The sequence below is a fragment of the Planococcus sp. ISL-109 genome (assembly GCF_018613655.1).
Taxonomy (GTDB): Bacteria; Bacillota; Bacilli; order Bacillales_A; family Planococcaceae; genus Planococcus.
The window spans coordinates 33,602-56,170 of record NZ_JAGGPW010000026.1; the positions used below are offsets into that span (position 1 = coordinate 33,602).

25 protein-coding genes are annotated in these 22,569 nt (G+C 48.9%); 19 read left to right on the top strand and 6 right to left on the bottom strand.

Annotated features, from left to right (window positions below; translation table 11 throughout):
* Nucleotides 1-32: 32 nt before the first annotated feature.
* Genes J7E21_RS14745 through J7E21_RS14755 form a run of 3 tightly spaced genes read left to right on the top strand, consistent with a single transcriptional unit; the run spans nt 33 to nt 3,108 of the window.
* Entirely contained in the window at nt 33-2,387 is a 2,355-nt protein-coding gene (locus J7E21_RS14745; RefSeq protein WP_215109112.1) for a penicillin acylase family protein, read from the top strand.
* Nucleotides 2,388-2,419: 32 nt separating this feature from the next.
* Nucleotides 2,420-2,773 carry a fluoride efflux transporter FluC gene (locus tag J7E21_RS14750; RefSeq protein WP_215109115.1) on the top strand — a complete coding sequence of 118 codons (354 nt, stop codon included), beginning with the start codon at nt 2,420-2,422 and terminating at the stop codon, nt 2,771-2,773.
* A complete protein-coding gene (locus J7E21_RS14755) occupies nt 2,770-3,108 on the top strand; it encodes a fluoride efflux transporter FluC (protein ID WP_215109118.1) in 339 nt (112 codons plus the stop codon). Before J7E21_RS14750 ends, J7E21_RS14755 begins: the two co-directional genes overlap by 4 nt.
* A gap of 47 nt (nt 3,109-3,155) precedes the next feature.
* Here J7E21_RS14755 and J7E21_RS14760 read toward each other — a convergent pair whose 3' ends face one another.
* Together J7E21_RS14760 and J7E21_RS14765 are read right to left on the bottom strand one after the other, a co-directional pair.
* Nucleotides 3,156-4,142, bottom strand: coding sequence for a DmpA family aminopeptidase (locus J7E21_RS14760; RefSeq protein ID WP_215109121.1), 987 nt, complete (start codon nt 4,140-4,142; stop codon nt 3,156-3,158).
* A gap of 123 nt (nt 4,143-4,265) precedes the next feature.
* Nucleotides 4,266-4,685, bottom strand: coding sequence for a universal stress protein (locus tag J7E21_RS14765; RefSeq protein ID WP_215109122.1), 420 nt, complete (start codon nt 4,683-4,685; stop codon nt 4,266-4,268).
* A gap of 181 nt (nt 4,686-4,866) precedes the next feature.
* Between J7E21_RS14765 and J7E21_RS14770 the strand changes: the two genes are divergently transcribed.
* Genes J7E21_RS14770 through J7E21_RS14780 form a run of 3 tightly spaced genes read left to right on the top strand, consistent with a single transcriptional unit; the run spans nt 4,867 to nt 8,425 of the window.
* A complete protein-coding gene (locus J7E21_RS14770; protein WP_215109125.1) occupies nt 4,867-5,238 on the top strand; it encodes an ArsR/SmtB family transcription factor in 372 nt (123 codons plus the stop codon).
* On the top strand, nt 5,216-7,285 hold the full coding sequence (locus J7E21_RS14775; protein WP_215109129.1) for a heavy metal translocating P-type ATPase: 2,070 nt from the start codon (nt 5,216-5,218) through the stop codon (nt 7,283-7,285). Before J7E21_RS14770 ends, J7E21_RS14775 begins: the two co-directional genes overlap by 23 nt.
* A 21-nt stretch (nt 7,286-7,306) precedes the next feature.
* Nucleotides 7,307-8,425, top strand: a complete 1,119-nt coding sequence (locus J7E21_RS14780; protein WP_215109131.1) for a GNAT family N-acetyltransferase — start codon at nt 7,307-7,309, stop codon at nt 8,423-8,425.
* Nucleotides 8,426-8,485: 60 nt separating this feature from the next.
* Here J7E21_RS14780 and J7E21_RS14785 read toward each other — a convergent pair whose 3' ends face one another.
* Nucleotides 8,486-8,641: a lmo0937 family membrane protein gene (locus J7E21_RS14785; protein WP_215109133.1), complete on the bottom strand. Its 156-nt coding sequence runs from the start codon at nt 8,639-8,641 to the stop codon at nt 8,486-8,488.
* 230 nt (nt 8,642-8,871) lie between these two features.
* On the opposite strand from J7E21_RS14785, the gene mntR reads away from it, so the two are divergent.
* The 6 genes from mntR (at nt 8,872) to J7E21_RS14815 (ending at nt 13,881) form a co-directional block, all read left to right on the top strand.
* Nucleotides 8,872-9,294: a transcriptional regulator MntR gene (gene mntR, locus J7E21_RS14790; RefSeq protein WP_215109135.1), complete on the top strand. Its 423-nt coding sequence runs from the start codon at nt 8,872-8,874 to the stop codon at nt 9,292-9,294.
* Between the two features lie 24 nt (nt 9,295-9,318).
* Nucleotides 9,319-10,179 (top strand): CvfB family protein, encoded by an 861-nt coding sequence (locus tag J7E21_RS14795; RefSeq protein WP_215109138.1) that lies wholly within the window; start codon nt 9,319-9,321, stop codon nt 10,177-10,179.
* A 52-nt stretch (nt 10,180-10,231) separates the two neighbouring features.
* Nucleotides 10,232-11,119, top strand: coding sequence for a DUF1002 domain-containing protein (locus J7E21_RS14800; RefSeq protein WP_215109140.1), 888 nt, complete (start codon nt 10,232-10,234; stop codon nt 11,117-11,119).
* Between the two features lie 451 nt (nt 11,120-11,570).
* Nucleotides 11,571-12,539 (top strand): ring-cleaving dioxygenase, encoded by a 969-nt coding sequence (locus tag J7E21_RS14805; RefSeq protein WP_215109143.1) that lies wholly within the window; start codon nt 11,571-11,573, stop codon nt 12,537-12,539.
* A 21-nt stretch (nt 12,540-12,560) separates the two neighbouring features.
* Nucleotides 12,561-12,842 carry a GNAT family N-acetyltransferase gene (locus J7E21_RS14810; protein WP_215109145.1) on the top strand — a complete coding sequence of 94 codons (282 nt, stop codon included), beginning with the start codon at nt 12,561-12,563 and terminating at the stop codon, nt 12,840-12,842.
* Between the two features lie 493 nt (nt 12,843-13,335).
* Nucleotides 13,336-13,881, top strand: coding sequence for a DUF4064 domain-containing protein (locus tag J7E21_RS14815; protein ID WP_215109148.1), 546 nt, complete (start codon nt 13,336-13,338; stop codon nt 13,879-13,881).
* A gap of 101 nt (nt 13,882-13,982) precedes the next feature.
* Here J7E21_RS14815 and J7E21_RS14820 read toward each other — a convergent pair whose 3' ends face one another.
* Nucleotides 13,983-14,474 carry a GNAT family N-acetyltransferase gene (locus J7E21_RS14820; protein WP_215109151.1) on the bottom strand — a complete coding sequence of 164 codons (492 nt, stop codon included), beginning with the start codon at nt 14,472-14,474 and terminating at the stop codon, nt 13,983-13,985.
* A 94-nt stretch (nt 14,475-14,568) separates the two neighbouring features.
* Between J7E21_RS14820 and J7E21_RS14825 the strand changes: the two genes are divergently transcribed.
* The gene (locus J7E21_RS14825) at nt 14,569-15,033 is read left to right on the top strand and encodes a GNAT family N-acetyltransferase (RefSeq protein WP_215109154.1); all 465 of its coding nucleotides are present in this window, start codon (nt 14,569-14,571) and stop codon (nt 15,031-15,033) included.
* A gap of 60 nt (nt 15,034-15,093) precedes the next feature.
* A complete protein-coding gene (locus J7E21_RS14830; protein WP_215109156.1) occupies nt 15,094-15,498 on the top strand; it encodes a hypothetical protein in 405 nt (134 codons plus the stop codon).
* Between the two features lie 75 nt (nt 15,499-15,573).
* Here the strand turns inward: J7E21_RS14830 and J7E21_RS14835 are convergent, their stop codons facing one another.
* The gene (locus J7E21_RS14835) at nt 15,574-16,695 is read right to left on the bottom strand and encodes an MFS transporter (protein WP_215109159.1); all 1,122 of its coding nucleotides are present in this window, start codon (nt 16,693-16,695) and stop codon (nt 15,574-15,576) included.
* 197 nt (nt 16,696-16,892) lie between these two features.
* Between J7E21_RS14835 and J7E21_RS14840 the strand changes: the two genes are divergently transcribed.
* The 4 genes from J7E21_RS14840 to J7E21_RS14855 all read left to right on the top strand — a co-directional run bounded on the left by J7E21_RS14840 (nt 16,893) and on the right by J7E21_RS14855 (nt 20,193).
* Nucleotides 16,893-17,786: a diacylglycerol/lipid kinase family protein gene (locus J7E21_RS14840; RefSeq protein WP_215109162.1), complete on the top strand. Its 894-nt coding sequence runs from the start codon at nt 16,893-16,895 to the stop codon at nt 17,784-17,786.
* Between the two features lie 275 nt (nt 17,787-18,061).
* Nucleotides 18,062-18,847, top strand: coding sequence for an AraC family transcriptional regulator (locus J7E21_RS14845; RefSeq protein ID WP_215109165.1), 786 nt, complete (start codon nt 18,062-18,064; stop codon nt 18,845-18,847).
* Between the two features lie 218 nt (nt 18,848-19,065).
* Nucleotides 19,066-19,899, top strand: a complete 834-nt coding sequence (gene yidC / locus J7E21_RS14850; protein WP_215109167.1) for a membrane protein insertase YidC — start codon at nt 19,066-19,068, stop codon at nt 19,897-19,899.
* A 48-nt stretch (nt 19,900-19,947) separates the two neighbouring features.
* Nucleotides 19,948-20,193: a hypothetical protein gene (locus tag J7E21_RS14855; RefSeq protein WP_215109170.1), complete on the top strand. Its 246-nt coding sequence runs from the start codon at nt 19,948-19,950 to the stop codon at nt 20,191-20,193.
* Between the two features lie 220 nt (nt 20,194-20,413).
* Here the strand turns inward: J7E21_RS14855 and J7E21_RS14860 are convergent, their stop codons facing one another.
* Nucleotides 20,414-21,565, bottom strand: coding sequence for a 3-phenylpropionate MFS transporter (locus J7E21_RS14860; RefSeq protein ID WP_215109173.1), 1,152 nt, complete (start codon nt 21,563-21,565; stop codon nt 20,414-20,416).
* A gap of 190 nt (nt 21,566-21,755) precedes the next feature.
* Between J7E21_RS14860 and J7E21_RS14865 the strand changes: the two genes are divergently transcribed.
* On the top strand, nt 21,756-22,553 hold the full coding sequence (locus tag J7E21_RS14865) for a M15 family metallopeptidase (protein ID WP_251048043.1): 798 nt from the start codon (nt 21,756-21,758) through the stop codon (nt 22,551-22,553).
* The last annotated feature ends 16 nt before the right edge of the window (nt 22,554-22,569 follow it).

Genomic DNA, 22,569 nt, shown 5'->3' on the forward strand with positions numbered 1-22,569 from the left:
AGTCGAATGGAAAGCAAAAAGGGGGAGTAAGGATGAAGAGAAAGAAGTGGGGAAAATGGTTGCTCATTGCAGTAGGTGCGTTGTTGGTGCTATCAGCAGGTGCGCTCTTTTTTGCAAACGCTTACATATCGAAATCGAAGCCGGTCATTGAAGGGGAAGCATCGGTGCCGATTTTGGATGAAGAAGTGACGGTGACGCGGGATGAGGTCGGCGTGCCGCATATTCAAGCGGCAAATGATGCCGATCTTTACCGGGCGCAAGGCTACGTCCAGGCGCAGGACCGTTTGTTTCAAATGGATTTGTCGAGGCGCCAGGCAAGCGGGCGTTTAGCGGAAGTGATCGGTGAAGCGGCGGTCGATACCGATAAATATTTCCGTACATTCAGCTTGCGGGCTGCTGGCGAAGCTTCGTGGCAAGGCTACGGGGATAATGCCAAGCAGGTGCTCGAATGGTATGCACAAGGCGTCAATGCATATATCGAGGAAGCACAAGAAGATGGGCGCCTCAGCTATGAATTCGCACTGCTCGGCTATGAACCGGAACCGTGGACGCCCGTGGATTCGCTGGCAATCGGAAAATTCATGGCGTATGATCTCGGTGGGCATTGGAATTCTTTGGCTGTCAGGCATTGGGCGCTCAATGAATTTCCGGAAGACAAAGCGCGCGAACTGTTCATCCGCTATCCGGAAGAGGCTCCGGCCATTCTGAAAGCGAACAGAAAACAGCCAGTCACAGTTGCCGGTGCATTTGATCCGTCATTGATCCCGCCGGAATTCAACGGCAGCAACAACTGGGTCGTGTCGGGTAGCAAGACCGAAAGCGGCATGCCGCTGCTGGCGGATGATCCGCACCTCGGCCTCAGCACACCATCGATTTGGTATCAAATGCATCTCCAATCACCCGAGCAAAACGTCAGCGGCGTCATTTTCGCGGGCATCCCGGGTATTATCCTCGGCCATAATGAAACCATTGCGTGGGGCGTGACGAATGTCGGCCCGGATGTGCAGGACCTCTATATTGAAATACCGAATCCTGATAATCCGACAGAGTTCCGTTATGATGGCGAGTGGGAACAGGCGCAAGTGCGGAAAGAGCCGATCAAAGTGAAAGACGGAGAAACAATCGATTTTGAAGTGCTGGTGACGCGTCATGGACCCGTCGTGTCGCCGGTTCTGTATGAAGAGGAATCACCGTCAGCAGTTTTTTCCATGCAATGGACGGCGCTTGAACCGACGCTCGAACTGCAGGCGGTATTAAACTTCAACAAAGCGGAAAACTGGGAACAGTTTGAAACCGCATTGGAAGATTTCCAGGCACCTGCGCAGAATTTCGTATTCGCTTCCACCGATGGCACAATCGCCTATAAAGCAAACGGGCGCATCCCGATACGCAAACAAGGAGATGGGCAATTGCCGGTGCCGGGCGATTCCAGCGAGTATGGATGGGATGGTTATGTGCCATTTGATGAATTGCCGCGCTCCGTCAACCCGGAATCCGGTTTTATCGCCACGGCCAACAACCAGGTGGTTGACGACAGCTATCCGCACCACATTACGGACTTTTGGGCACAGCCGTACCGCTACGAGCGCATTGCACAAGTGCTCGGGGGCAGCGACAAGCTGACGGCGGAAGATATGATGGCGCTGCAGATGGACCAGCGGAATTTGTATGCCGCTGAGTTTCTCGCCCCGATGATGGCAGAAGTGGCAAATGTGACCGATGAGCACGAAGAGCTGTTCGCATTGCTTAGAGAATGGGACCAGGTGGACGGAACCGATCAGGCAGCGCCGTTCGTTTTCCATATGTGTATGCGCCAATTGCCGCATACATTATTCGAAGAACAGTTTCCGGAAGATGTGTACGGCATGCTGTCCGGAAAAAATCACATTACCGATGAATTATTGCGCCGCTCCTTCCGCGGCGATGAAGGGGCGTGGGTCAGCGAATACGGCGGCACCGGTAAATGGCTTGCCGACTCGCTCGGCCTGGCGCTCGCTGATATCGAAGAAACACAGGGAGACGATCCTGCAGACTGGGAATGGGGCGCTTATCACCAATTGACGTTCCCACATCCGGTCGCCGGCGCATCGCCGATTCTCGAACGCTTTTTGAATCCGGGCAAAGTGCCGGTCGGCGGCTCGAACATCACCGTCCAAGCTGCTGCTTTCAACGATGACGGCGATGTGGACCATGGCGCATCCTGGCGTTTTGTGGCGGATCTTTCGGACTTGTCGAAAGCTTATCATATTGTCGGGCCGGGGCTCAGCGGCCATATCAAATCCGACTTTTTCCATAACCAAGTCGATAAATGGGCGCAAGGCGATTTCCATGAAACGAGCATTACAGGCGACATAGATGGAGCGACGTTAACGTTGACCGCCGAGTAGGGTATACTGAAGAAAAGTATTCGGGGGATTTTATGAAAAATATACTCGCTGTAGGATTTGGCGGAATGATAGGGTCATTGCTCCGGGCGGCGGTATTTCAATTCGCCGGAGCAGGGATCGGTTTATGGCTGGTGAACATCCTTGGCAGCCTGGTTATAGGCATCGTTGCCGCCCGCTTGTTGAACCACTCTGCAGAAACCCGCCTGTTCGTCTCGACCGGGTTAATCGGCTCTTTCACCAGCTTTTCGGCGTTTTCGGCACAATGGTTCGCACTGCTTGAATCGTCCTTACCGGCAGGCATTCTTTATGCATTCGGCATGACCACAGCTTCCATTGCAGCAGCGGCTTTAGGGCTGTGGGTCGGTCGCAAGGGAGCCAGTCGATGATCGGCATCGCAGTGTTCGGATTTTTGGGGGCTGTCACCCGCTATCTATGCTACGTTTTGGCAGAAAGTCGTTTCAAGCAGCCGAAGCTTGCGACTTGGTTTGTCAATAGTAGCGGTTCGCTTGCAATCGGGCTATGCTTGGGCGGAGGGGTAGCAGCGGCTTCGGGAATCTTCGGTTTTCTTGGCGCTTTCACGACTTTTTCCACGATGGCGCTCGATTGCGTGAAAGATTTCGAAGACGGCAAATGGAGACAGGCAGTTATGTATATTTTCGCCACGCTCCTTGCGGGCTTGCTGCTGTTTGCTGTTGGTTATTACGCAGCATCATCATTTTAAGAAAAGCCATTCCGCTAGTTGGCGGAATGGCTTTTCTGGTTTTTGCATTATGGAAAGCTTCCTTTTTCGACGGTGCGTCCCATGCGCCCAACCGTCGTGTCGGCGTGGAATAGCGATTGGTAGACGGCTTCTTCAGTTGATTCAATGACGCCTTGGAACAAAAATGCCATCAGTTCGTGGTCATCGCGCAATAACTTCATCTCAGTAAACGGCGCAGCTTGTTTATGAGGAATCGTATAGGCAGTTGAGAAGGCAATGATGATGTCGCCGCTGCCATTATGTACGTGGGTGCCGGTACGGCCAAGGCCGATGGCGGCGCGTTTCGCGAGCCGCTTTAACTGGCGGCTGTCAAGCGGTGCATCGGTCGCAGCGATAATGATGACCGAACCATCCGGCCGTTTGTCGTTTGTGCTTTCGGATTGCCAGTTGGCGATGGCGATTTCTTCTTTGCGCCCGAAATTCGTTAAAGCGAGAACTCCTGTTGTGAAGCGTTGGTCTTCATATTCTGCGATGCGGGAGGAAGAGCCGATGCCGCCTTTGACACCGTAGCAAATCATTCCTTTTCCGGCACCGACCGACCCTTGCTCGAAATCGGTGGAGGCCGATTGGATAGCCTGTGCGGCGTGTGCGGGTTCGACCGCCATTCGCCTCATTGAATTCAAATAACTGTCGTTGCATTCGCCGACGACAAGGTTCAAAGAGCTGGTGGAGTCGCCGATTGCCGGATTTTCCGCGAGCATATATTCCATCGTCCCCTGCAAAACCGCCGCGACGCTGAATGTATTCGTCAACATGATTGGGGATTCGAGGACGCCGAGTTCATCGACTTGTATGAGCCCCGCCGTTTTCCCGAAGCCATTCAGCACGAATGATGCGGCTGGCACTTTTTGTTCGAACCAGTTGCCGGTGTGCGGAAGGATGGCGGTGACGCCGGTGCAGACAGATTCATTTTCATCGACCTTTTCATCGAGTGTGACATGACCGACCTTGACGCCTGGCACGTCAGTGATGGAATTCAGTTTTCCTTTTTGCATCATAATCCCCATTTCTGTTTTCTTGCATTATAGCAAGAAGCCGCCCGGTGGAAAACCGGGCGGCTGGTGATTTATCCACTTTAACGGTCAGTGGGGATGAAGAGCACTGCTGATTAAAGTTTCTTATTTGACGATCAGGACGGGCGCTTTCACACGTTTCACCACTTTATGGCTGACGCTGCCGAGAACGAACTGTTGGACCGGGTTCAAGCCGCGGCTGCCGATGACGACCGCATCATAGCTGTGTTCATTAGCGTGGTCTATGATTGCAGGGGCTGGAGAACCGTTCAGGACGACGGTCTTTGAAGTGATGCCCTCTCTCTGGAACAGGTCTTCGAGCGGCGCCAGAAATTCACGTCTCGCTGTTGCTACTTGTTCATTGGTCTGCCCTTTGCTAATTTCTTTTTCCGCTTTATCATAATCGATGGCGTAAACAATCGTCACTTCGGCGTCAGGCGTTTCCTTGACGAGCTTGATCGCTTCTTCAGCCGCACGCTTGGAATGTTCAGATCCATCCATTGCTACTAATAGGTTTCGGTACATAATCATTTCCCCCTGTCTTATACTGTAATCGCTTTCATCTAATCACAGTATAGCACAAACCCCTAGGGGTATATCGTGGAATGCTTAATTTTTTTCATTCAAACAAAGGTTTGACTGATAGATGGGATGGACGTATACTGAAATCAATCAAATGAAGGTTTGAATGAAGGGTGTGAGCAGGATGAAAGAAGTGTGTGAAATTACAAAAGTCCATCCCGAAGCAGTCGAGCGGGTGCAGCGGAATATGGTGGGACTCAAAGGCGTAGCGGCACTATTCAAGGCGCTGGCGGATGAAACACGGCTGAAAATCGCTTATGCACTGACGGTCGAGCCGGAAATGTGCGTCTGCGATATCGCGGCGGTGATCGGTTCTTCGACGGCGACGGCTTCTCATCACTTGCGTTATTTGCGCGAGCGGGATTTGGCGAAATCTGAGCGCAAGGGCAAGCAGATCTATTATTCGCTGTCGGATGACCATGTGCGGCAGCTGGTGACCATCGCAAACGAACATGCGAAAGAGGGTGTTTCCGATGAGCAAAACCTATCGTCTTGAAAATCTGTCGTGCACTAGCTGTGCGGCGAAGTTCGAGCAGAACATACGCAATTTGCCGGAAGCAAAACACGTCGAGCTGAATTTCGGTGCATCGAAATTGCGCATCGACGGCAATGTCTCGATTGAAGAACTGGAAAAAGCGGGGGCATTCGACCATATCCGTGTCTATCCGGAAAGAGAACGCGTGCCGCATGTGCCGTTCCATAAGCGGCGCCAAACGATTGAAACGGCGATTTCCTTCGTCTTTCTCGTAGTTGGAATCATCGCTTCATTCCAACTTGGCGAGACGAATCCATGGTCGATCGGCCTGTTCGGTGCCTCGATGCTCATCGGTGGCTACCATATGTTTACGACCGGCTTGAAAAACCTCAGCCGGCTTGAGTTCGATATGAAAACCTTGATGACAATCGCCATCATCGGTGCGGTCATTATCGGGGAATGGCGGGAGGGCGCAGTCGTCGTGTTCTTATTCGCCATCAGTGAAGCACTGGAATCGTTCTCGATGAACAAAGCGCGCCATTCGATTCGCGCGCTGATGGATCTTGCTCCGTCACGTGCGCTCATCCAGCGCGGCGGCGAACTGATCGAATTGGAAACGGACGAGATCCGCATCGGCGATGTGTTGATCGTCAAACCGGGCCAGAAAATTGCGATGGATGGCGATGTGCTTCGCGGGGAATCCTCCGTCAACCAAGCGGCAATCACCGGGGAATCGCTCCCGGCGATGAAACAGCCGGGTGATGAAGTGTTTGCCGGCACGATGAACGAGGAAGGCGCGCTGGAAGTGACCGTCACCAAACGTGCGGAAGATACGACCATCGCGAAAATCATTCATCTCGTGGAAGAAGCACAGGCAGAAAAAGCGCCGTCCCAGCAATTCGTTGACCGATTCGCTAAGTTCTACACGCCGGCGATTATCGCTGTCGCATTTATGGTCGCACTGATTCCCGGTTTCCTGACCGGCAATTGGGAATTATGGGTTTACCAGGGGCTTGCAGTGCTCGTTGTCGGCTGTCCGTGTGCGCTCGTCGTTTCGACGCCTGTCGCCATCGTTACGGCCATCGGCAATGCTGCGCGCCAGGGCGTACTGATCAAAGGCGGCATCCACTTGGAAGAAACCGGGCGCATACAGGCAGTCGCGTTCGATAAAACCGGCACCTTGACGAAAGGCTATCCGGAACTGACGGACGTCTTGCCGGAAGAAGGCTACGAGCGAGATGAAGTCGTGAAGCTCGCCGCGTCGGTCGAAGCGCTGTCGCAGCATCCGCTTGCGCGTGCGATTACGAAGCAAGCCCCGGAACGCTATCCGTCCGAACGCTTCTATTCTGTGACCGGAAAAGGCGTGCATGCAGAAATCGGTGGCACGATAGTTCGGGTCGGCAGTTTGAAATGGGCAGAAGAGCATGGCTTCCACGTGCCGGAAGCGGCGTTCCGTTTGCAGGAAAATGGCAAGTCCGTCATGGCGATATTTTCCGATAAGCACTTGTTCGGTGTACTCGGCGTGGCAGATGCCATCCGGGAAGAAAGTCCAAGCATTATCGAAACATTGAAGGGAATCGGCATCGATCGGACGATTATGCTGACCGGCGACCATCCGGCGACCGCACAAGCGATCGCTGCAGAAATCGGCGTTACGGACATCCGCGCCGGGTTGATGCCGGAAGATAAACTCTCCGCCGTGAAAGACTTGCAGGCGAAATATGGCCGTGTAGCGATGGTCGGCGATGGCATTAACGATGCACCGGCGCTTGCCGCGGCGGATATCGGCATCGCGATGGGCGGGGCAGGTACGGATGCGGCGCTAGAAACGGCGGATATCGCCCTGATGGCGGACGATTTGGAGAAACTTCCTTATACTATTCGACTAAGCAGAAAAACTTTGCGTATAATAAAGGAAAATATCATCTTTGCACTGGCACTGAAAATCCTGGCTTTGTTGTTGATCATCCCGGGCTGGCTAACATTGTGGATCGCAATCTTTGCGGACATGGGAGCAACGCTATTGGTCATTTTGAATGCATTGCGCTTGGTGAAAGTCCAGAAGTAAGGGGCGTTTGGGGGTTTTGATTTGAAGTTAACTGAATGGACTATGGAAGAACAAGAGAAATTGATCGAGTTTATGACGACCAACTCGTGGCCCTATCACGGCCATGAACATCCGGTACGTGCATTGATCGAGAAAACGATCGTAGAGGGCGGTTATAAATCGGATCAGGTCAAAACCTTCTGGATCGAAAACGATGAAGGCGAACAAGTGGGCTTGGTTAAGATTTTTGATTTGCAGGATGAAATTCCGCTGTTTGACCTGCGCATCGCCGATTCGTACCGTGGCCAAGGCTACGGACCGAAAGCACTGCGCATGATTGCGGATTTTGTTTTTTCGCTGACAGAGAAGAAAATTAGGCTCGAGGGCCATACGCGCCACGATAATTTCGCGATGCGCAAAGCTTTTGAACGAACCGGATTTGTCAAAGAAGCGCATTTGCGCCAAGCGTGGTTTTCACCGAAACAAAACCGTTATTATGATGCGGTGACATACGGCATGACCCGTGAAGACTGGCAAGCGGGTGTGACGACGCCGGTTATGTGGGACGATGGTGTGAAGATGGCTGCTGAACCGCCTTTCAATCCACTGTTGCTGGAGTTTCCCGAAGCATTCGAGTCGGAGCGGCTATTGATCCGTGCTCCGAAAAAAGAAGATGCCATGCTCAGTTTTGAAGCGGTGCGCCATTCACTCGCAGCACTGCGCCCGTGGATGCCATTTGCTCAAAAAGCGCCGGATCTAACAGAGATGACGGCGAATTTAATCGAGGCTGCGGCTGATTTCGAGCTGCGCAAAGATTTGCGCCTTCATTTTTTCGATAAGAAGAGCAAACAATTCATCGGTTCGAGCGGTTTGCATCGCATCGACTGGGAAGTGCGTAAGTTTGAAATCGGTTATTGGGTAGACAGTCGCTATGAGGGCAAAGGCTATGTGACTGAAGCGGTAGAGCGCATTACGCGCTTTGCGTTTGAAGAACTAGAGGCGAACCGCGTCGAAATCCGCTGTGACCCGGATAATGTGCGGAGCCGTGCGGTAGCCGAGCGCCTCGGCTTCGACTTAGAAGGAATATTGCGTAAAGACAGCATATCCAGACACGATGGTAAAGTGCGTGATACTTGTGTTTATGCAAAAATCAGGGCATGAAAAACCCCCGTGGAACAGAAAACTCTGCTCCCACGGGGGTTATATTTAGGCGTTTAATATCTAAGCACCCTTCCTACCAGTAACCAAGTTCACGATCAATACGATTGCTGCGATAATCAAAAGAATATGAATAAGTCCGCCTGCTACGTCCATTAAGAATCCGATTACCCATACAGCAAGAATTACTACTAAAATAATCCAAAGAATACGTCCCATTTATTTCCACCTGCCTTTCAATTTCATGTAAATTTTGTATCATATCTATACAATACCCTGCACGAAAATAACTTAAACCTACATAAAAATGAATTGAGCGGATTCTTCTGTTTTAAACGCGAAATCGCTCGTTGGTGCAAAATCTAGTATGGACAGAACGCCTGCCCTCAGTTGTTTGGGGGCCGCCGATATAGTAAACTGAACATAGTGACGTGAGGGAGGAACGGAATTTGCCTACTCCAAGTATGGAAGATCATATTGAAATTATTTATTCATTAATTGAGCAAAAAGGCTATGCGCGCGTCTCGGATATTGCGGAGGCGCTTTCTGTGCTGCCATCGTCCGTGACGAAGATGGTGCAAAAACTGGATAAGGATGGGTATTTGATCTACGAACGCTACCGCGGCTTGATGCTGACGCCAAAAGGGCAGAAGCTTGGAAAGCGCCTCTTGCAACGCCATGATTTGCTTGAGCAGTTTTTGCGGCTGATCGGTGTTGAGGAAAGCAAAATATACGAAGACGTTGAAGGCATTGAACATCACTTGAGCTGGAATTCGATCGACCGCATCGCAGATCTCGTCCAGTTATTGGAAGAAGACGCAGAAGTCGTAAAAAAACTCCAGCTCTTAAGCAAAGAACAAAAAAAACAGTGAAACGACATAGAGGAGGTTTGCAATATGGCTTTGCATCCAGGATTAAAAGCGACATTGCGCATTAAGGACCGGTCAACATCCCAGTGGATTTTGACAGACGGCTCCGGCGATGAAGTAATGATGAACGCATCTGAAATCGAAGAAGGACAAGAAATCGGCGAACAAATCGAGGTCTTTTTATACCGCAATCGCCAAGGCGGCATTTCGGCGACACCGATGATTCCGCATATTTTGCCAAGTGAATACGGCTGGGCAAAAGTATTGAAGATCTCAGCGCGCGAGGGTGCTGTCGTCGATATCGGCACGACGCGTGAAGTTTTTGTATTGCCGGCCGACTTGCCTCAAGTGCAGGAATTATGGCCGCAGCCAGGCGATCATATTTTCATGACCTTGCGCACAGACCGCTACGGAGATTTATACGGGCGTTTGGCAACGGAAGAAACGGTATTGGAATTATGCGAGTCGGCACCAGCGGAATTGTACAATAAGGATTTGAAAGCACGGGCATACCGCCTGTTGCCGGTCGGTTCATTTATGCTGACAGTCCCTGAGATGTACCGTGTATTCGTCCATGAAACAGAGCGCGAAGCAGAGCCGCGCCTAGGCGAAGAAAGATCCGTGCGCATCATCGATGTTAAAGACGATGGCACGCTGAACGGCTCGCTTTTGCCGCGCAAGCAGGAGCGCCTGTCGGACGATTCGGCAGAAATTCTCCGCTATTTGGAGAATGCGGGCGGCCAGATGCCGTTTACGGATAAGTCTTCACCGGATGAGATCATGGAAATGTTCGGTATGAGCAAAGCGTCATTCAAGCGCGCACTCGGCCGTTTGTACAAAGAACGTCGGATTGTTCAAGAAGAGGGCTGGACAAAATTGATCGGCTAAGGAACCTTTCTGCTGCAAATGCGTACTAATTTGGAGAAGGGGGCTAAACATCATGAAAAAAACAATCACACTTGCCGCATTGGCGATCGCCTTTGTGCTGGCTTTTGCCGGCACGACTTCCGCTAATGTCGGGATAAATGAAAAGTTCGGCTTGCCGATTGTCGTTTATGGCGGCAATTTATCGGCAGATGAAAAAGCGCAAGTCGCTGAAAGCCTGGAAGTGGCTGAGGAGGCCGAAGTGGAAGAAATCGAAGTGACGGGGCAAGATCTGGTCAAATACATTAAAGATGGCGATTCCCGTGCCCGTATGTTCTCTTCAGCTAAAATCACCCGTACAGAAGAAGGTGAAGGGCTAGTCATTGAAATTGCCACACCTGAAAACATTACACAAGTCACGACCGATATGTACGCCAACGCGATGTTGACGGCGGGCATCGAGAACGCGACAGTGGAAGTTGCTGCACCGCGTGCGGTGACTGGCCACTCGGCGCTGGTCGGCATCTATAAAGCTTACGAAGTGAACGGGGAAGAATTGGACCCGGAACGGACGGACGTTGCAAACGATGAATTATCTGTCGCGACGGAGTTATCCGAAGGCGGCGTCGATGACCAGAAAGTCAGCGAATTGCTGACGGAAATCAAAAAGCAGATCGCCGAGCAAAATCCGGCGAGCCGTGAAGATGTCGAACAGATTGTTGAAGAGCAATTGGACCGTCTGCAAATTGAACTGAGCCCGGAAGATCGCGAATTGCTAGTCGATCTGATGGACCGCATCCGCCAGCTCGACATCGATTTTTCGAAATGGTCGACTCAACTGGAAGACTTGGGCAAAACAATTGAAGACAAAATCGGCACCATCGTCAACGATGAAGGCTTCTGGGAAAGCGTGAAACAGTTTTTCCGCGACCTTGCCAACACCGTACGTGGCTGGTTCAACTAAAGTATTATTGCAAAACAAGTTATATTGAGGAAGAGGTTGTCCCAAAAGGTCATGAAAATGACTTTAGGGGCAGTCTTTTTTTATTTTGGTAGTAGTCGCTGGTGGTAATGGAAGCGGACATTTTCTGCTGGGTCGTGCAGCCAGATGCCGCTTCCATTACCACCAGTCAATAGATGAAGACGTATGAAAATTCGTAAATTCTTGTAGGGTAAAGCTAACACTTAAGACATAGTCCAGACCTTATGTGTTCTAAACAGCTCTCTTGTAGAAACAGCAGAGGAAATGATAAACTGAATGTAATAATCTCGAATCCGAGATAATGGGAAACTTCAATCAAATGGGGCTTCCCCTGCTGATTATTAGTTGATCTAATTGGGCTTTTGCACTCAGTCAAGCTCGCACTTGAAGAAGTGAAAGCTAAAGCAGGATAAAAAAGAGAGGGTGTTTCTTCATGCAAGTAGCAGGCATTCATCACGTTTCAGCAATCACCGCCAATGCAGACAAAAACCATGATTTCTTTACGCGTATTCTTGGCATGCGCCTCGTCAAAAAAAGCGTGAACCAAGATAATCCATCTTCTTACCATTTGTTTTATGCCGATGCAGTCGGCACACCGGGAACGGATATGACCTATTTCGACATCCCGATGGCTGGGCGCACTTATCCGGGCGTCACATCCATCAGCAATACCGGATTCCGTATCCCGTCTAGTGAGGCATTGGATTATTGGCTCGAACGTTTCCGCGAATTCGATGTGCCGTATGGTGAAAAAACCGAGCGTTTCGGCCGTGAGACGGTGGAGTTTCAGGATTTCGAAGGATCCCGCCTCATGTTAGTTGTAGATGATGGCACAGGCATCGGCTTCGGAGTGCCTTGGACCAAAGCAAGCGTGCCGGAAGAGTTCGCCATTCGCGGGCTTGGTCCGGTCCGTCTGACGGTCAGAAAAGCTGAACGGACAGCTAAAGTGTTAACGGACATTCTCGGCTTTAGTGAAATCGGCACATACACTCCAGAAGTGGAAGCCCAGCCGGAAATTATGGTATTCTCGACAGGAGAAGGCGGCCCCGGCGGCGAAATACACCTAGAGGAACGCACCGACCTGCCACCGGAACGCCCCGGGCGAGGCAGTGTCCACCATGTAGCGTTTCGTGTGAAAACATTTGAAGAATATGATAAATGGAATGAATATTTGCGTTCCAATGGCTTCCAGACGTCCGGTGAAGTCGATCGCTATTATTTCAAAGCGATTTATTTTCGCGAACCGAACGGCATTCTATTTGAGTTGTCGACAGATGAACCCGGATTTGCGACAGATGAAGCAGGGGAGACGCTCGGAGAAAAAGTGGCTTTGCCGCCATTTCTTGAGCCGAGACGCTCTGAAATTGAAGCGTCGCTTCGGCCACTGGAAATCAATAATTGAAACCAAGGAGGAATTAAACCGATGGAATTGAAATTTACAGAACTCGGGCAGGACGAATTCGCTTTTCGGGATGCAACTGGGGACCAAGTGAAAGCGGAAATTACGTGGACACAGATGGCTGATTTGATGGTCATGGAGTATACGTACGTCGAAGAATCCCTTCGCCACAAAGGGCTTGCGAAAAAGTTAGTGGACCATGCAGCAGCCTATGCCCGCGAGCACCAATACAAAATGGAGCCGGTATGCTCTTATGTAGCCGATGTATTTGAACGCTACGATGAATACAGTGACGTTAAAGCATAATAAAGAGAAACTTCAATCAGTAGCGGCTTTGGATCCCCACTGGCTGTAAAAGTGAGATAAACACAGAAAAAGCAATCCGTTTCCTCCTCTGGGAATGGATTGCTTTTCTATTCATTAATGAATGCTTGGCTCATAGTGTCACCCATTCTTACAGGCTAGTCATGAAAAATACGATGGCCGTCAGGATAGATGCGCCGCCTACTCCGTACATGAAATCTGCTTGATTAAAAATTAGTTTATTTTCCATTATTTAGAACCCCTTTTAATTTATGTTATTTGTCTTGCTGATAGTATTAAAATACCCAGCTTAACAAAACTTAAACAAGTTTTAATAAGTTTTTAAAGGGAATTGGAATAATGCGAAACCAACACGATGGAAGAGCGTATGATAGGGAAGAAGCAATCATTATTAAAAATTAAGGAGCGTCTCAATATACTCGCATATTTTTCAGAATATGCCGGACCGCTCCGAAACTGAAATGGGAGGATTTTTATGAACCAAACACCAGAATATCGTGGCACCCTGAATCGGACAGGCGAGAAAGTGCTCGGCATTATCGGCACAATCTTTAATGTGCTCGGCATCATTTTCGCGATTTTCGTGATTACGAGCTTAAGTGGTTTCGAAGGAAGCGAAATGCATAACCAGATGGAGCAGGACTTGCGCAATGATCCGATGATGACGAGTCCACAAGATGCCGAAATGGCCGTAGACGCCTTTAATGCATTTGTCCAAGTCTTTGATGTCGTCGGTTGGATATTGGTCGCCTTGCTTGCTGTGAGTACCGTTTTTGCTATTTTGGCGATAATTAAGCTGAAATCGGTCGAATCCGTCAATACGGCCGGAATCTTCTTCATTATTGCCGGCATCTTTGCCGGGATCTTATCGCTGACGTCCATCCTATTCTACATCGCGGCTATCATGTGCTTCGTGCGCAAGCCGCCGATGCATGAAGATGGACTGATGGGGCGCAATGAACCGATAGCGCGCAACGAAACAGTGGCGCGTGAAGACGACACGCCATATCGTCCGCTATAATTCCGAAAAAACCCCTACAAGCCGATTTGGCTTGTAGGGGTTTTGATGTTCAGTTCGATTTGGAAAATTGCTGCAGTTCGCCCGTCTCCAGGAAAACCTATTTATTTGGTGCCGTTTGTCAAATCGAAAACGTATTTGGCGGTTTGAAGAGGATGGCCTTCGAACAACTCTTCAAATTCTTCGAGCAACTGAAAACCATTGGCTTCATAGAAATTGCGGCCTTTCGTGTTTTCGCTTTCAACGTAAACAAATAGCTGCTGTCCGCCTTTCAAGTGTGACAAACCGTCCACCAGTAATTGCTTGCCGTAGCCGGAACGCTGGTGCTCCGGCTTCATATACATTGCAATCAATTCAGCATCGCCGTCTTCATCCACTTTCGTGAAATTGGCGAAGCCAATCGCTTGGCCATCTTGTTCAGCCAGCAAAAGAAGCGTCCGCTCCATGCGCATTTCAAGCATAGGCGTCGAATAAGATTGTTCCAAAAACTTTTGTTGTATGGGAGAAGGAATGATCCCTGCGTACGTATCATTCCAACTGATGTGAGCGATTTCCCTTACAGATGCAATATCTGCGGGAATACCTTTACGAATCATGCAATCACCTCTGGAATTATTTTCGTTATCATATCAAACCCTAGCCTAAATAGCCATTGATGTGGAATAATGAAATTACAGGAGGCGATAGATTATGGCATGGAATAGTTATCGATTTGATGAATTCACAGCACAAGAATTATACAATATTTTAAAGCTGCGTGTCGAAGTATTTGTCGTGGAACAAAATTGTCCGTACCCCGAACTCGATGGCCTCGATGTGGGATCTACCCATATCGTCTATCAAGAACAAGGCGAAGTCCTTGCCTATTCACGTCTCGTGCCGGCTGGCGAGAAATACGAGCTGCCATCGATTGGGCGTGTTATCGTACGAAAAGAAGCGCGCGGCCGCGGATTGGCGAAAGAATTGCTCGAGCGCAGCATCCGCCACATCAACGAACAATGGCAAGAACCTGAAATTCAATTGCAAGGCCAAGAATATTTGAAGGAATTTTACGGCTCCTTCGGTTTTGAAGCAATTTCAGAAGTCTATGACGAAGATGGGATCCCGCATATCGACATGAAACGCTCGATCAAACTGGCTGCGGATGAAACATGATTAGCTTTTATGAAATAGGGTAAACTGAAGCTAAGAATAGATGTAAAAGGAGTGCTGCAAATGGCGAAGAGAAAAGGTGGCGGCAGAGGCCTGCTTTTAGCAGGACTGGCAGCCGGTGCATATGCATATTTCAAGAAACCGGAAAACCGCGAGAAAGCAACTGTTGCATTTAATGACGTGAAAGCGAAGGTGAGTGAGTATATGGAATCCCAAAACTTAGATCAGAACAAAAACAAGCAAGATGAAAAAAGTGAAGGCTTGGACCAGACAGACCTGCAGGAAAACAAAATGACTGCAGAAGGCGGCACACAAGCAACTGTCCAATATTACAATGAAAAAGAGCAAAAAGAAAAGGATGAAAAAAAAGAGGATGTTAAATTGTCTTCAAACGATGACAGCGAAGAAAAGGCTGAAAACACGCAATCCGTTTCTTCAGAACCGCGTTTGAACACGGACAAGCTCTAATTTTTTAAAAGGCCGCCCCGGCGCATTCAATTGCCGGGGCGGCCTTTTTGTTAGCCTTAACATACACAATAGCAATTACCGCTTGTGCACGAATAAATTGGATAAGGCAATGATCCACAATAATATACCTGTAAACAGAAAACCACCATCTGAACTGAGCGCTAGTGCACCTGTCACACTTGAACCCGCGACAACGCCGAGTGAGAAAAAGGCGTAGAAATAGCCGTAAGCACGCCCCCGGGAACCGGGGGTTGTCGCATCGACCAATAAAGAATTGATGGAAGGGAACAATAAGGCAAAGCCGAAGCCGTATGTGCACATCGTCGCGTATAGCAAAGCTTCAGTCGAAACATTCGCAAGCGCCAGCATAGAGGCGCCCATGATGGAAAAGCCGGTGATCAAGGTAACAAGCGGTTGCACAGCGTCAAATAGCCGGTTAATCGGCAGCAAGAACACAAGAATGGCCGATAAGCCGAAAGCACTCAGCAACAAGCCGCTCAGCTGCGCAGAATAGCCAAGCGCTTCGACTTTCAGCGGCAGCATATAAGCGAGCACGCCTTGTGAGAACATCAAGAAGAACGCGCCGGAAAACGAGCGCACAATTCCTGGATTCCAATGGAACGCGGCGCGCTGTTCTGCTGTTTTCGGAGGATTCTTTACTTGGTGGTTGCGCAGAAAGAAAAATGCCGCAATGGCGATGAAGGCAATCAAACTGCCAGTCAGCGCCATGGTTTCCGGAACGCTGCCGCGGCTCGTATAAATGGCGCCGTATGCTGGGCCGATAATAGCTGCAAGGCCGACAAAAGCGCCTGAAATAGCCGCGTTTTTGCCGCGCCGGCTATGGTCCGTGCGGTTCGCCAAATACGTAAAAGCTGCCGGAACCGTCAATCCAGCGGCGAAACCATGGACAAAACGGATGGCCAAGAGGCTATATGGGCCTTCGGCAAATCCGTAAATGAATAACGCCGCGCTCGTGGAGGCGAGTCCGATCAATAGAATGGCAAACGGGCCTTTACGATCCGAGAAGATGCCTGAGAGAATATTGCCGAATGTATTCGACAAGGAATACATGCCGACAGCGAGCCCTGCCAAGAACGGGCCGGCACCGAGCGACACGGCAAACGGACTAATGATAGGCAATTGGGCAAATAAGTCGAAAAAAGCGAAGAATATGATGACGTAAATAAAAAAGCGCAACGGGTTCCCCACTTCCTGTGAATGAATATATTAAATTGACCATGTGGTTATAGTTGATGATATTCCAAAAAACGGCTGATTGCTCAAATTTTTATTTAGTCGAGCTTCGCAAAAAAATTGCGATGAGGTGGATTACAAAAGCTAGTGGTTAGGGTATTGAAGCAATGTGAACTTATTATAGCACCGGAGGGAAAAAGATGAAAAAAGCGATGTTCATTTGGAACCCTTCCTCAGGGAAGGAACAGGCAGCGGATTATAAGGACTTGGCAGAAGAAACATTGGGGGAGATGGGGTATGAAGCCGATACCCGTGAAACGACAGGCCCTGGCGATGCCACCCAGTTTGCCGAGGAAGCTTGTGAGAAACAATATGATCTAGTCGTCGCGATGGGTGGGGATGGCACGATCAACGAAGCGTTATCCGGCCTGGCGGAAAAGCCGCACGAACCGCTGTTTGGATTGGTTCCGCTCGGCACAGTAAATGACTTCGCCCGTGCACTCGGCATTTCGCTCAAGCCGGACGAGGCGATTGAAGGCTTGAAGACCGGGCGTGAAAAGCGTGTCGACATCGGCAAAGTCGGCGATCATTATTTCATGAATATTTTAGCAATCGGCGATATCGCTGAATCGACCTATGAAGTAGAACCGGAACAAAAAACAAAACTCGGGGCTTTCGCTTACTTTGTCGAAGGCATCAAAGCGGCGGCTTCCGATCAAGCAACCGAATTTGTCATCGAACACGATCACGGAGCGTGGCAAGGGGAAGCAAAACTCGTTCTCGTGGCATTGACCAATTCGGTCGGAGGCTTTGAAAAATTGGCGCCTGAAGCGTTGACCGACGATGGCCTGCTGCATATGTACATCGTTGAAAATTCGGCGCTTCCTGCATATGCGCGGATGGCGGCAGCATTGGTCCGTGGGAAGTTTGAAGAGGACCCGGCTGTTGAAGCCATTCAAACGACGCATGTATCAATCCGCACCAGTGAGCCCTTATCCTGCAATATTGACGGGGATGAAGGAAGCACCACGCCTTTTGATATTGACATTTTGCCGCGGCATATCCGTGCTATCGTGCCGGGAGAACTCGAATAATAGCGGCTAGCTGCAAGAGACCGTTCGGTTATGGCGGTCTCTTTGTTATTTTCTGTAAAATTACTGGGAAATGAAACTTTTCCATCGCTGAATCGTACTGATAAGTGTATAATTGGCTTTATATGTTACTGATGTCATATGTTTGTAAAAAAAATTAGAACAATATGCTTAAAAACTTGTAAAATTATCTGTAAAACGCTATTATTATTATTTATTCAGTAGTTATTTAAAAGAATAGATTCAATAAATTTTTTGCATAGAAAGCCGGGGAGAAGATGAATATACTCGAAACACCATCCATTCAGGAAACTATTTCCAGAATTTTTATGAACGAAACTGAAAAAGTCGCTCAGCTCGAGGGACTCGAAAGGTTCTTTGAAGTGGAAACTCAACTGATGCATGAAATCCACAACTTGGAGAAAGATCGTGCGAAAGAAACTTTGCGTGAATTAATCGACATGCTGGCCCTTCATGCAGGAAAAGACATTATCCGTACTGTGCGTAATTATTACATTATTTTGTCATCTGTCATGGCGCGAAAATTATATGAAATGCGAGTGCCGCCGAAAAAAGCTTTTGCCTTCAATGCGGCTTGTGTCGAATTGGTCGACAAGCATATGAACGATTCCGAGTTCATGTACGTAGCTGATGAGTTGATCGAATTTTTCACATCCATCATTTCAGAACGCAAGCAACCGTCATTCGGCCACCAAACCGTCAACAAAGTCGTGATCTTCATCAACGATGAAGTCGAGCGGGATTTATCGGTAGAGGAAATCGCCAAGCATTTCAATATTTCGACGAGCCACTTGTCGCGTATTTTCCGTGAACACGCCGGCATTACCTTAGTTGAATACTTGAATGTACGCCGTGTCGAAGAGTCCCAGTACTATTTGCGCCACTCCAATAAAGGGATTTCAGAAATCTCCAAGCAGTTCCATTTCTGCAACCAAAGTTATTTTACACGGATCTTCAAAAAATATACTTCGGTGACGCCGAAGCAATTCCGCGATAGCCAGCACATTCCATATTTCCGCTATACGTTGCCGAATGCTAAATAAAGACAAGCTTATAGTCCGTGGGGGTTCAACTCCTGCTTGAAGAAGAAGTAGTCTTACGGGCCGATGAAGCGAGAAAAAGGAGAATGGTTTCTCCTTTTTCTTATGCCTAATTTCTGTCACAAAAATGAAAAAAGCGGCTAGTGTCTAGACCGTGCATTGAAATTTTGCAGTCATATCGTTATACTTCTTAGTAGTCCAAAAAGGTGAAGGTGACAAACGTGAAAAAGAAACTTACATTACTACTCATGCTTGCGGCAACGATCGCGTTCTTGAGCGGCTGTTCAGCTGTTGAAAACAAAGAAGGATTTTTCTACACCGTTTTTGTAGCGCCATTTGATTTCTCACTCGATTATTTAGGGAACCTCTTCGGAGGAAGCTACGGGATGGCGATTGTCGTCATCACCATCATCATCCGCCTCGTCCTGATGCCGTTCATGCTGCGCACATATAAGCGCCAGCAAGGAATGAAAGTGAAGATGGATAAGATGCGTCCAGAAATGGAAGACATCCAGAAGCGCTTGAAAGAAACAAAGGATAAAGAAGAGCAAACGAAACTCCAGCAGGAAATGATGGGGCTTTACAAGAAGCACGACGTCAATCCGCTCAATATGGGCTGTTTGCCCGTTGTGATTCAGATGCCGATTATCATGGGCTTGTATTTCGCGATTCTCTACTCGCCGGATGTGCGTTCGCATGAATTCCTCTGGTTCAGCCTCGGATCGCCTGACATCGCGATGACTCTGATCGCTGGTGCAGTCTACTTCTTCCAGGCGAAAGTGTCCATGTGGACCATGCCGGAGCAACAGCAAAAGCAGATGAAGTTTTTCATCTACCTATCGCCGATCATGATCATGTTCATCTCATTCACGTCCATGGCCGCTTTGCCGGTATACTGGGCAGTCGGAGGGGTCTTGTTGATCATTCAAACGTTCATCGGCCGGAAATTCTATTCGGAGCACCCGGAAATAGCGTTGGAAGCAGTGGAAGAGAAGGAAACAGATGAAGAGAAGGAAACAGATGAAGAGAAGGAAACAGATGAAGAGAAAAAATAACCACAAGGGCCGGCACAAATGCCGGCCTCTTTTTTAGGAGAGATGTTGATGAGTGCGAAAATCATACAAGGTGTTTTGATTTTGTTTTTAAGTATTATCGCTATTGCCTTTTTGTTTATGGGCAGAATGGAAATCGCTGTATTGTTCATGACGCTGCTGTTCGTTTTGACGAACACGTTCCGCTATAAACAAATGAAAGAACGCGGCATGGACCGCGAAGCAAAATGGATGAAGGGGATGGCGATCATCTTCGCTATTTTGTTCTTCGTCGTTCTTGGAACCATCTTCATCTAAAGAAAAAAACAGCACGGGCTAATTAGCCTGTGCTGTTTCTGTATAATGGTGTTTATCTTTTTTGCGTTCTTCGAGCAGAAAGTCCAACTGACTCATGAGGGTCAGGATGTCGCACTCTGATATTTGTTTCAAAAGTTCCCAGCTCCCTTTCACAATTATACCAAATGATTCGTCGCGTTTGGCAACAATGTGGGGGTCGAAACATTATTTTTAAATATTATTAATAGCCGAAGCGCTTGCGCGTCAATAAGACAAGCACAATAGCCGGGAATGATGATGCAGCCATGCCGAGGAATGCGTAGCCCGGATCGATTTCGTATAAATAGCCGCCGATGAATGTCAAAAGCGCTACACTGAGACTCATGCCAAGCGCTGCATACATCCCTTGCGCGGCGGGAATATACACGGGATCGAGCTTTTTAAAAATATAGCGGATAAAGGCGAAATGCGCCACGCCGAAAGATAACGCATGAAGCGTCTGTGCCAGGATGAACACCCAGACGGATGGGAACAGGAAAATCAAAATCCAGCGCACGGTCGACCCTACTCCCGCAAGCAGGAACATCGAGGACACCGACCATTTCTCGAACAGTGTATCGGCTTTGACGAAAAAGACGATTTCGAAAATGACCGCCACATTTAAAATAAGGCCAATATAGAAGCTATTGACACCGATGTCCTGAAGGTAAATAAAACCGTAATTATAATAGGCGGCATGCGCCCCCTGGAGCAGGATGGTGATGATGAGTATCGTCAAAAACCCTTTTGATTTCAGCAGTTCCATCGTCGTGCTAGGCCCTTTGGACTGTCGCCGTTCGGGCTTGGTCTGAAGCGGTACCGGGGAGGCTAGTGACTGGGTGACCGCCATAAAAAGAAGCCCTAAAAGCATGGTCCATAAAATTGCGTTTTCCTGCCATATGGCAGTCGCCGCACCAACAATCAATAACGCGATGGTATAGCCAAGAGAACCGTAAGACCGGCTTTTGCCATAATGGATGCGGTCCGTCTGCATCAATACCGTCGCACCACTTTCCATCGCGGGCAGCAAATTCGGATACACAAAGCTAAAAGCGAATGTAATGATGAAAAGCATTGTATAGGAGTTTGCCGGAATGTAGAAAGCCATCATGATAAACGACAGGATGGCCAAGATCTGCATCAAGCGCCCGAGTGAAAACAGGCGTGTCAGGAGCGGAAAGAAAAACAAAGTCGAAAGCGAACGGGCGATCATGCCAGCGCCCATAATCACACTGGCAGCCGAGACGCTGAGTCCTTTTTCATTCGTCAACCAGCCGGTCCAGTAAGGCAAAAAGACGCCCCATGTAAAGAAGAACGCAAAAAAGTTCAATGAAAGCCATTTTTGATTGTTCATGAATAAATCTCCACTCTTTTCAGAAAGTCTTTTTAAAGTATACCGAAATATTTTCTCGCTAGGGGAATTTCCAGAAAGAAAATGATAGAATGGAAAAGGAAATCATAGGAAAGTTGGCCAGCCAATGAAACCTCAAAAAAAGAAAATCGAATTCGACAGGAAATTTTATATAAAATGGATGGTGATCGCAATGACAGCAATATGGGCAGCACTTGCCGCAGTCTGGCTCTCTATGCATAACTGGGATACGGAAGAAAGCATGAAAGCATTAGCGCAAGCATTTACCGAACAACCAGCAGAAACCGAACAGCAAGTGCCAGACGAACAGGAGGAACCGGCAGTGAGCGAAGAACAACAAACCCCTGAAGAACCAGCCGAACAGCCTGCAGCAGAGCCAAAAGAAGAAGCCCCTGCAGCACCGGCACCAAAAGACGCAACAGTTTACCCGGACATCGACCAATTGCCGACAGAACCGACCATAGTGGGCGGCATCTTGCTGGCAAACAAACAGCACCCGCTGCCTGAAACTTACGCGCCAGGTGAAGATGCAGATACGCGCGCCGCATATGACACAATGGCTCAAGCGGCCGCTGACGACGGGTTGCAGTTGGTCGCATTCAGCACATACCGCGGCTTTGCGAGACAAAAAGAATTATACGAAGGCTATGTTGCTAAAGACGGCCAGCAAGCTGCCGACCGCTACAGCGCACGTCCTGGCTTCTCCGAGCACCAAACAGGAATGGCTTTTGACATCGGCGAGGCCGGCCAGGAACAGCACTGGGCATCCGCATCCTTCGGCGAAACAGCCGGAGGCAAATGGGTGAAAGAAAACGCCCATAACTATGGCTTTATCCTGCGCTACCCGGAAGGCAAGGAACAAATTACCGGCTATATGCACGAATCCTGGCATTTCCGCTATGTCGGCAAAGAAGCCGCCACCGCGATCTACAAGCAAAACATCACGCTAGAAGAATATTTAGGTATTTGAATCAATTTCATAAATC

Coding starts and splice junctions, on each gene's coding strand:
- J7E21_RS14865 (WP_251048043.1), top strand. CDS start 21,756: ATGACAGCAATATGGGCAGCACTTGCCGCAGTCTGGCTCTCTATGCAT.
- J7E21_RS14805 (WP_215109143.1), top strand. CDS start 11,571: ATGCAAGTAGCAGGCATTCATCACGTTTCAGCAATCACCGCCAATGCA.
- J7E21_RS14795 (WP_215109138.1), top strand. CDS start 9,319: ATGGCTTTGCATCCAGGATTAAAAGCGACATTGCGCATTAAGGACCGG.
- J7E21_RS14770 (WP_215109125.1), top strand. CDS start 4,867: ATGAAAGAAGTGTGTGAAATTACAAAAGTCCATCCCGAAGCAGTCGAG.
- J7E21_RS14750 (WP_215109115.1), top strand. CDS start 2,420: ATGAAAAATATACTCGCTGTAGGATTTGGCGGAATGATAGGGTCATTG.
- J7E21_RS14775 (WP_215109129.1), top strand. CDS start 5,216: ATGAGCAAAACCTATCGTCTTGAAAATCTGTCGTGCACTAGCTGTGCG.
- J7E21_RS14830 (WP_215109156.1), top strand. CDS start 15,094: ATGGCGAAGAGAAAAGGTGGCGGCAGAGGCCTGCTTTTAGCAGGACTG.
- J7E21_RS14825 (WP_215109154.1), top strand. CDS start 14,569: ATGGCATGGAATAGTTATCGATTTGATGAATTCACAGCACAAGAATTA.
- J7E21_RS14745 (WP_215109112.1), top strand. CDS start 33: ATGAAGAGAAAGAAGTGGGGAAAATGGTTGCTCATTGCAGTAGGTGCG.
- J7E21_RS14785 (WP_215109133.1), bottom strand. CDS start 8,641: ATGGGACGTATTCTTTGGATTATTTTAGTAGTAATTCTTGCTGTATGG.
- J7E21_RS14810 (WP_215109145.1), top strand. CDS start 12,561: ATGGAATTGAAATTTACAGAACTCGGGCAGGACGAATTCGCTTTTCGG.
- J7E21_RS14845 (WP_215109165.1), top strand. CDS start 18,062: ATGAATATACTCGAAACACCATCCATTCAGGAAACTATTTCCAGAATT.
- J7E21_RS14860 (WP_215109173.1), bottom strand. CDS start 21,565: ATGAACAATCAAAAATGGCTTTCATTGAACTTTTTTGCGTTCTTCTTT.
- J7E21_RS14840 (WP_215109162.1), top strand. CDS start 16,893: ATGAAAAAAGCGATGTTCATTTGGAACCCTTCCTCAGGGAAGGAACAG.
- J7E21_RS14765 (WP_215109122.1), bottom strand. CDS start 4,685: ATGTACCGAAACCTATTAGTAGCAATGGATGGATCTGAACATTCCAAG.
- J7E21_RS14755 (WP_215109118.1), top strand. CDS start 2,770: ATGATCGGCATCGCAGTGTTCGGATTTTTGGGGGCTGTCACCCGCTAT.
- J7E21_RS14855 (WP_215109170.1), top strand. CDS start 19,948: ATGAGTGCGAAAATCATACAAGGTGTTTTGATTTTGTTTTTAAGTATT.
- J7E21_RS14760 (WP_215109121.1), bottom strand. CDS start 4,142: ATGCAAAAAGGAAAACTGAATTCCATCACTGACGTGCCAGGCGTCAAG.
- J7E21_RS14820 (WP_215109151.1), bottom strand. CDS start 14,474: ATGATTCGTAAAGGTATTCCCGCAGATATTGCATCTGTAAGGGAAATC.
- J7E21_RS14815 (WP_215109148.1), top strand. CDS start 13,336: ATGAACCAAACACCAGAATATCGTGGCACCCTGAATCGGACAGGCGAG.
- J7E21_RS14800 (WP_215109140.1), top strand. CDS start 10,232: ATGAAAAAAACAATCACACTTGCCGCATTGGCGATCGCCTTTGTGCTG.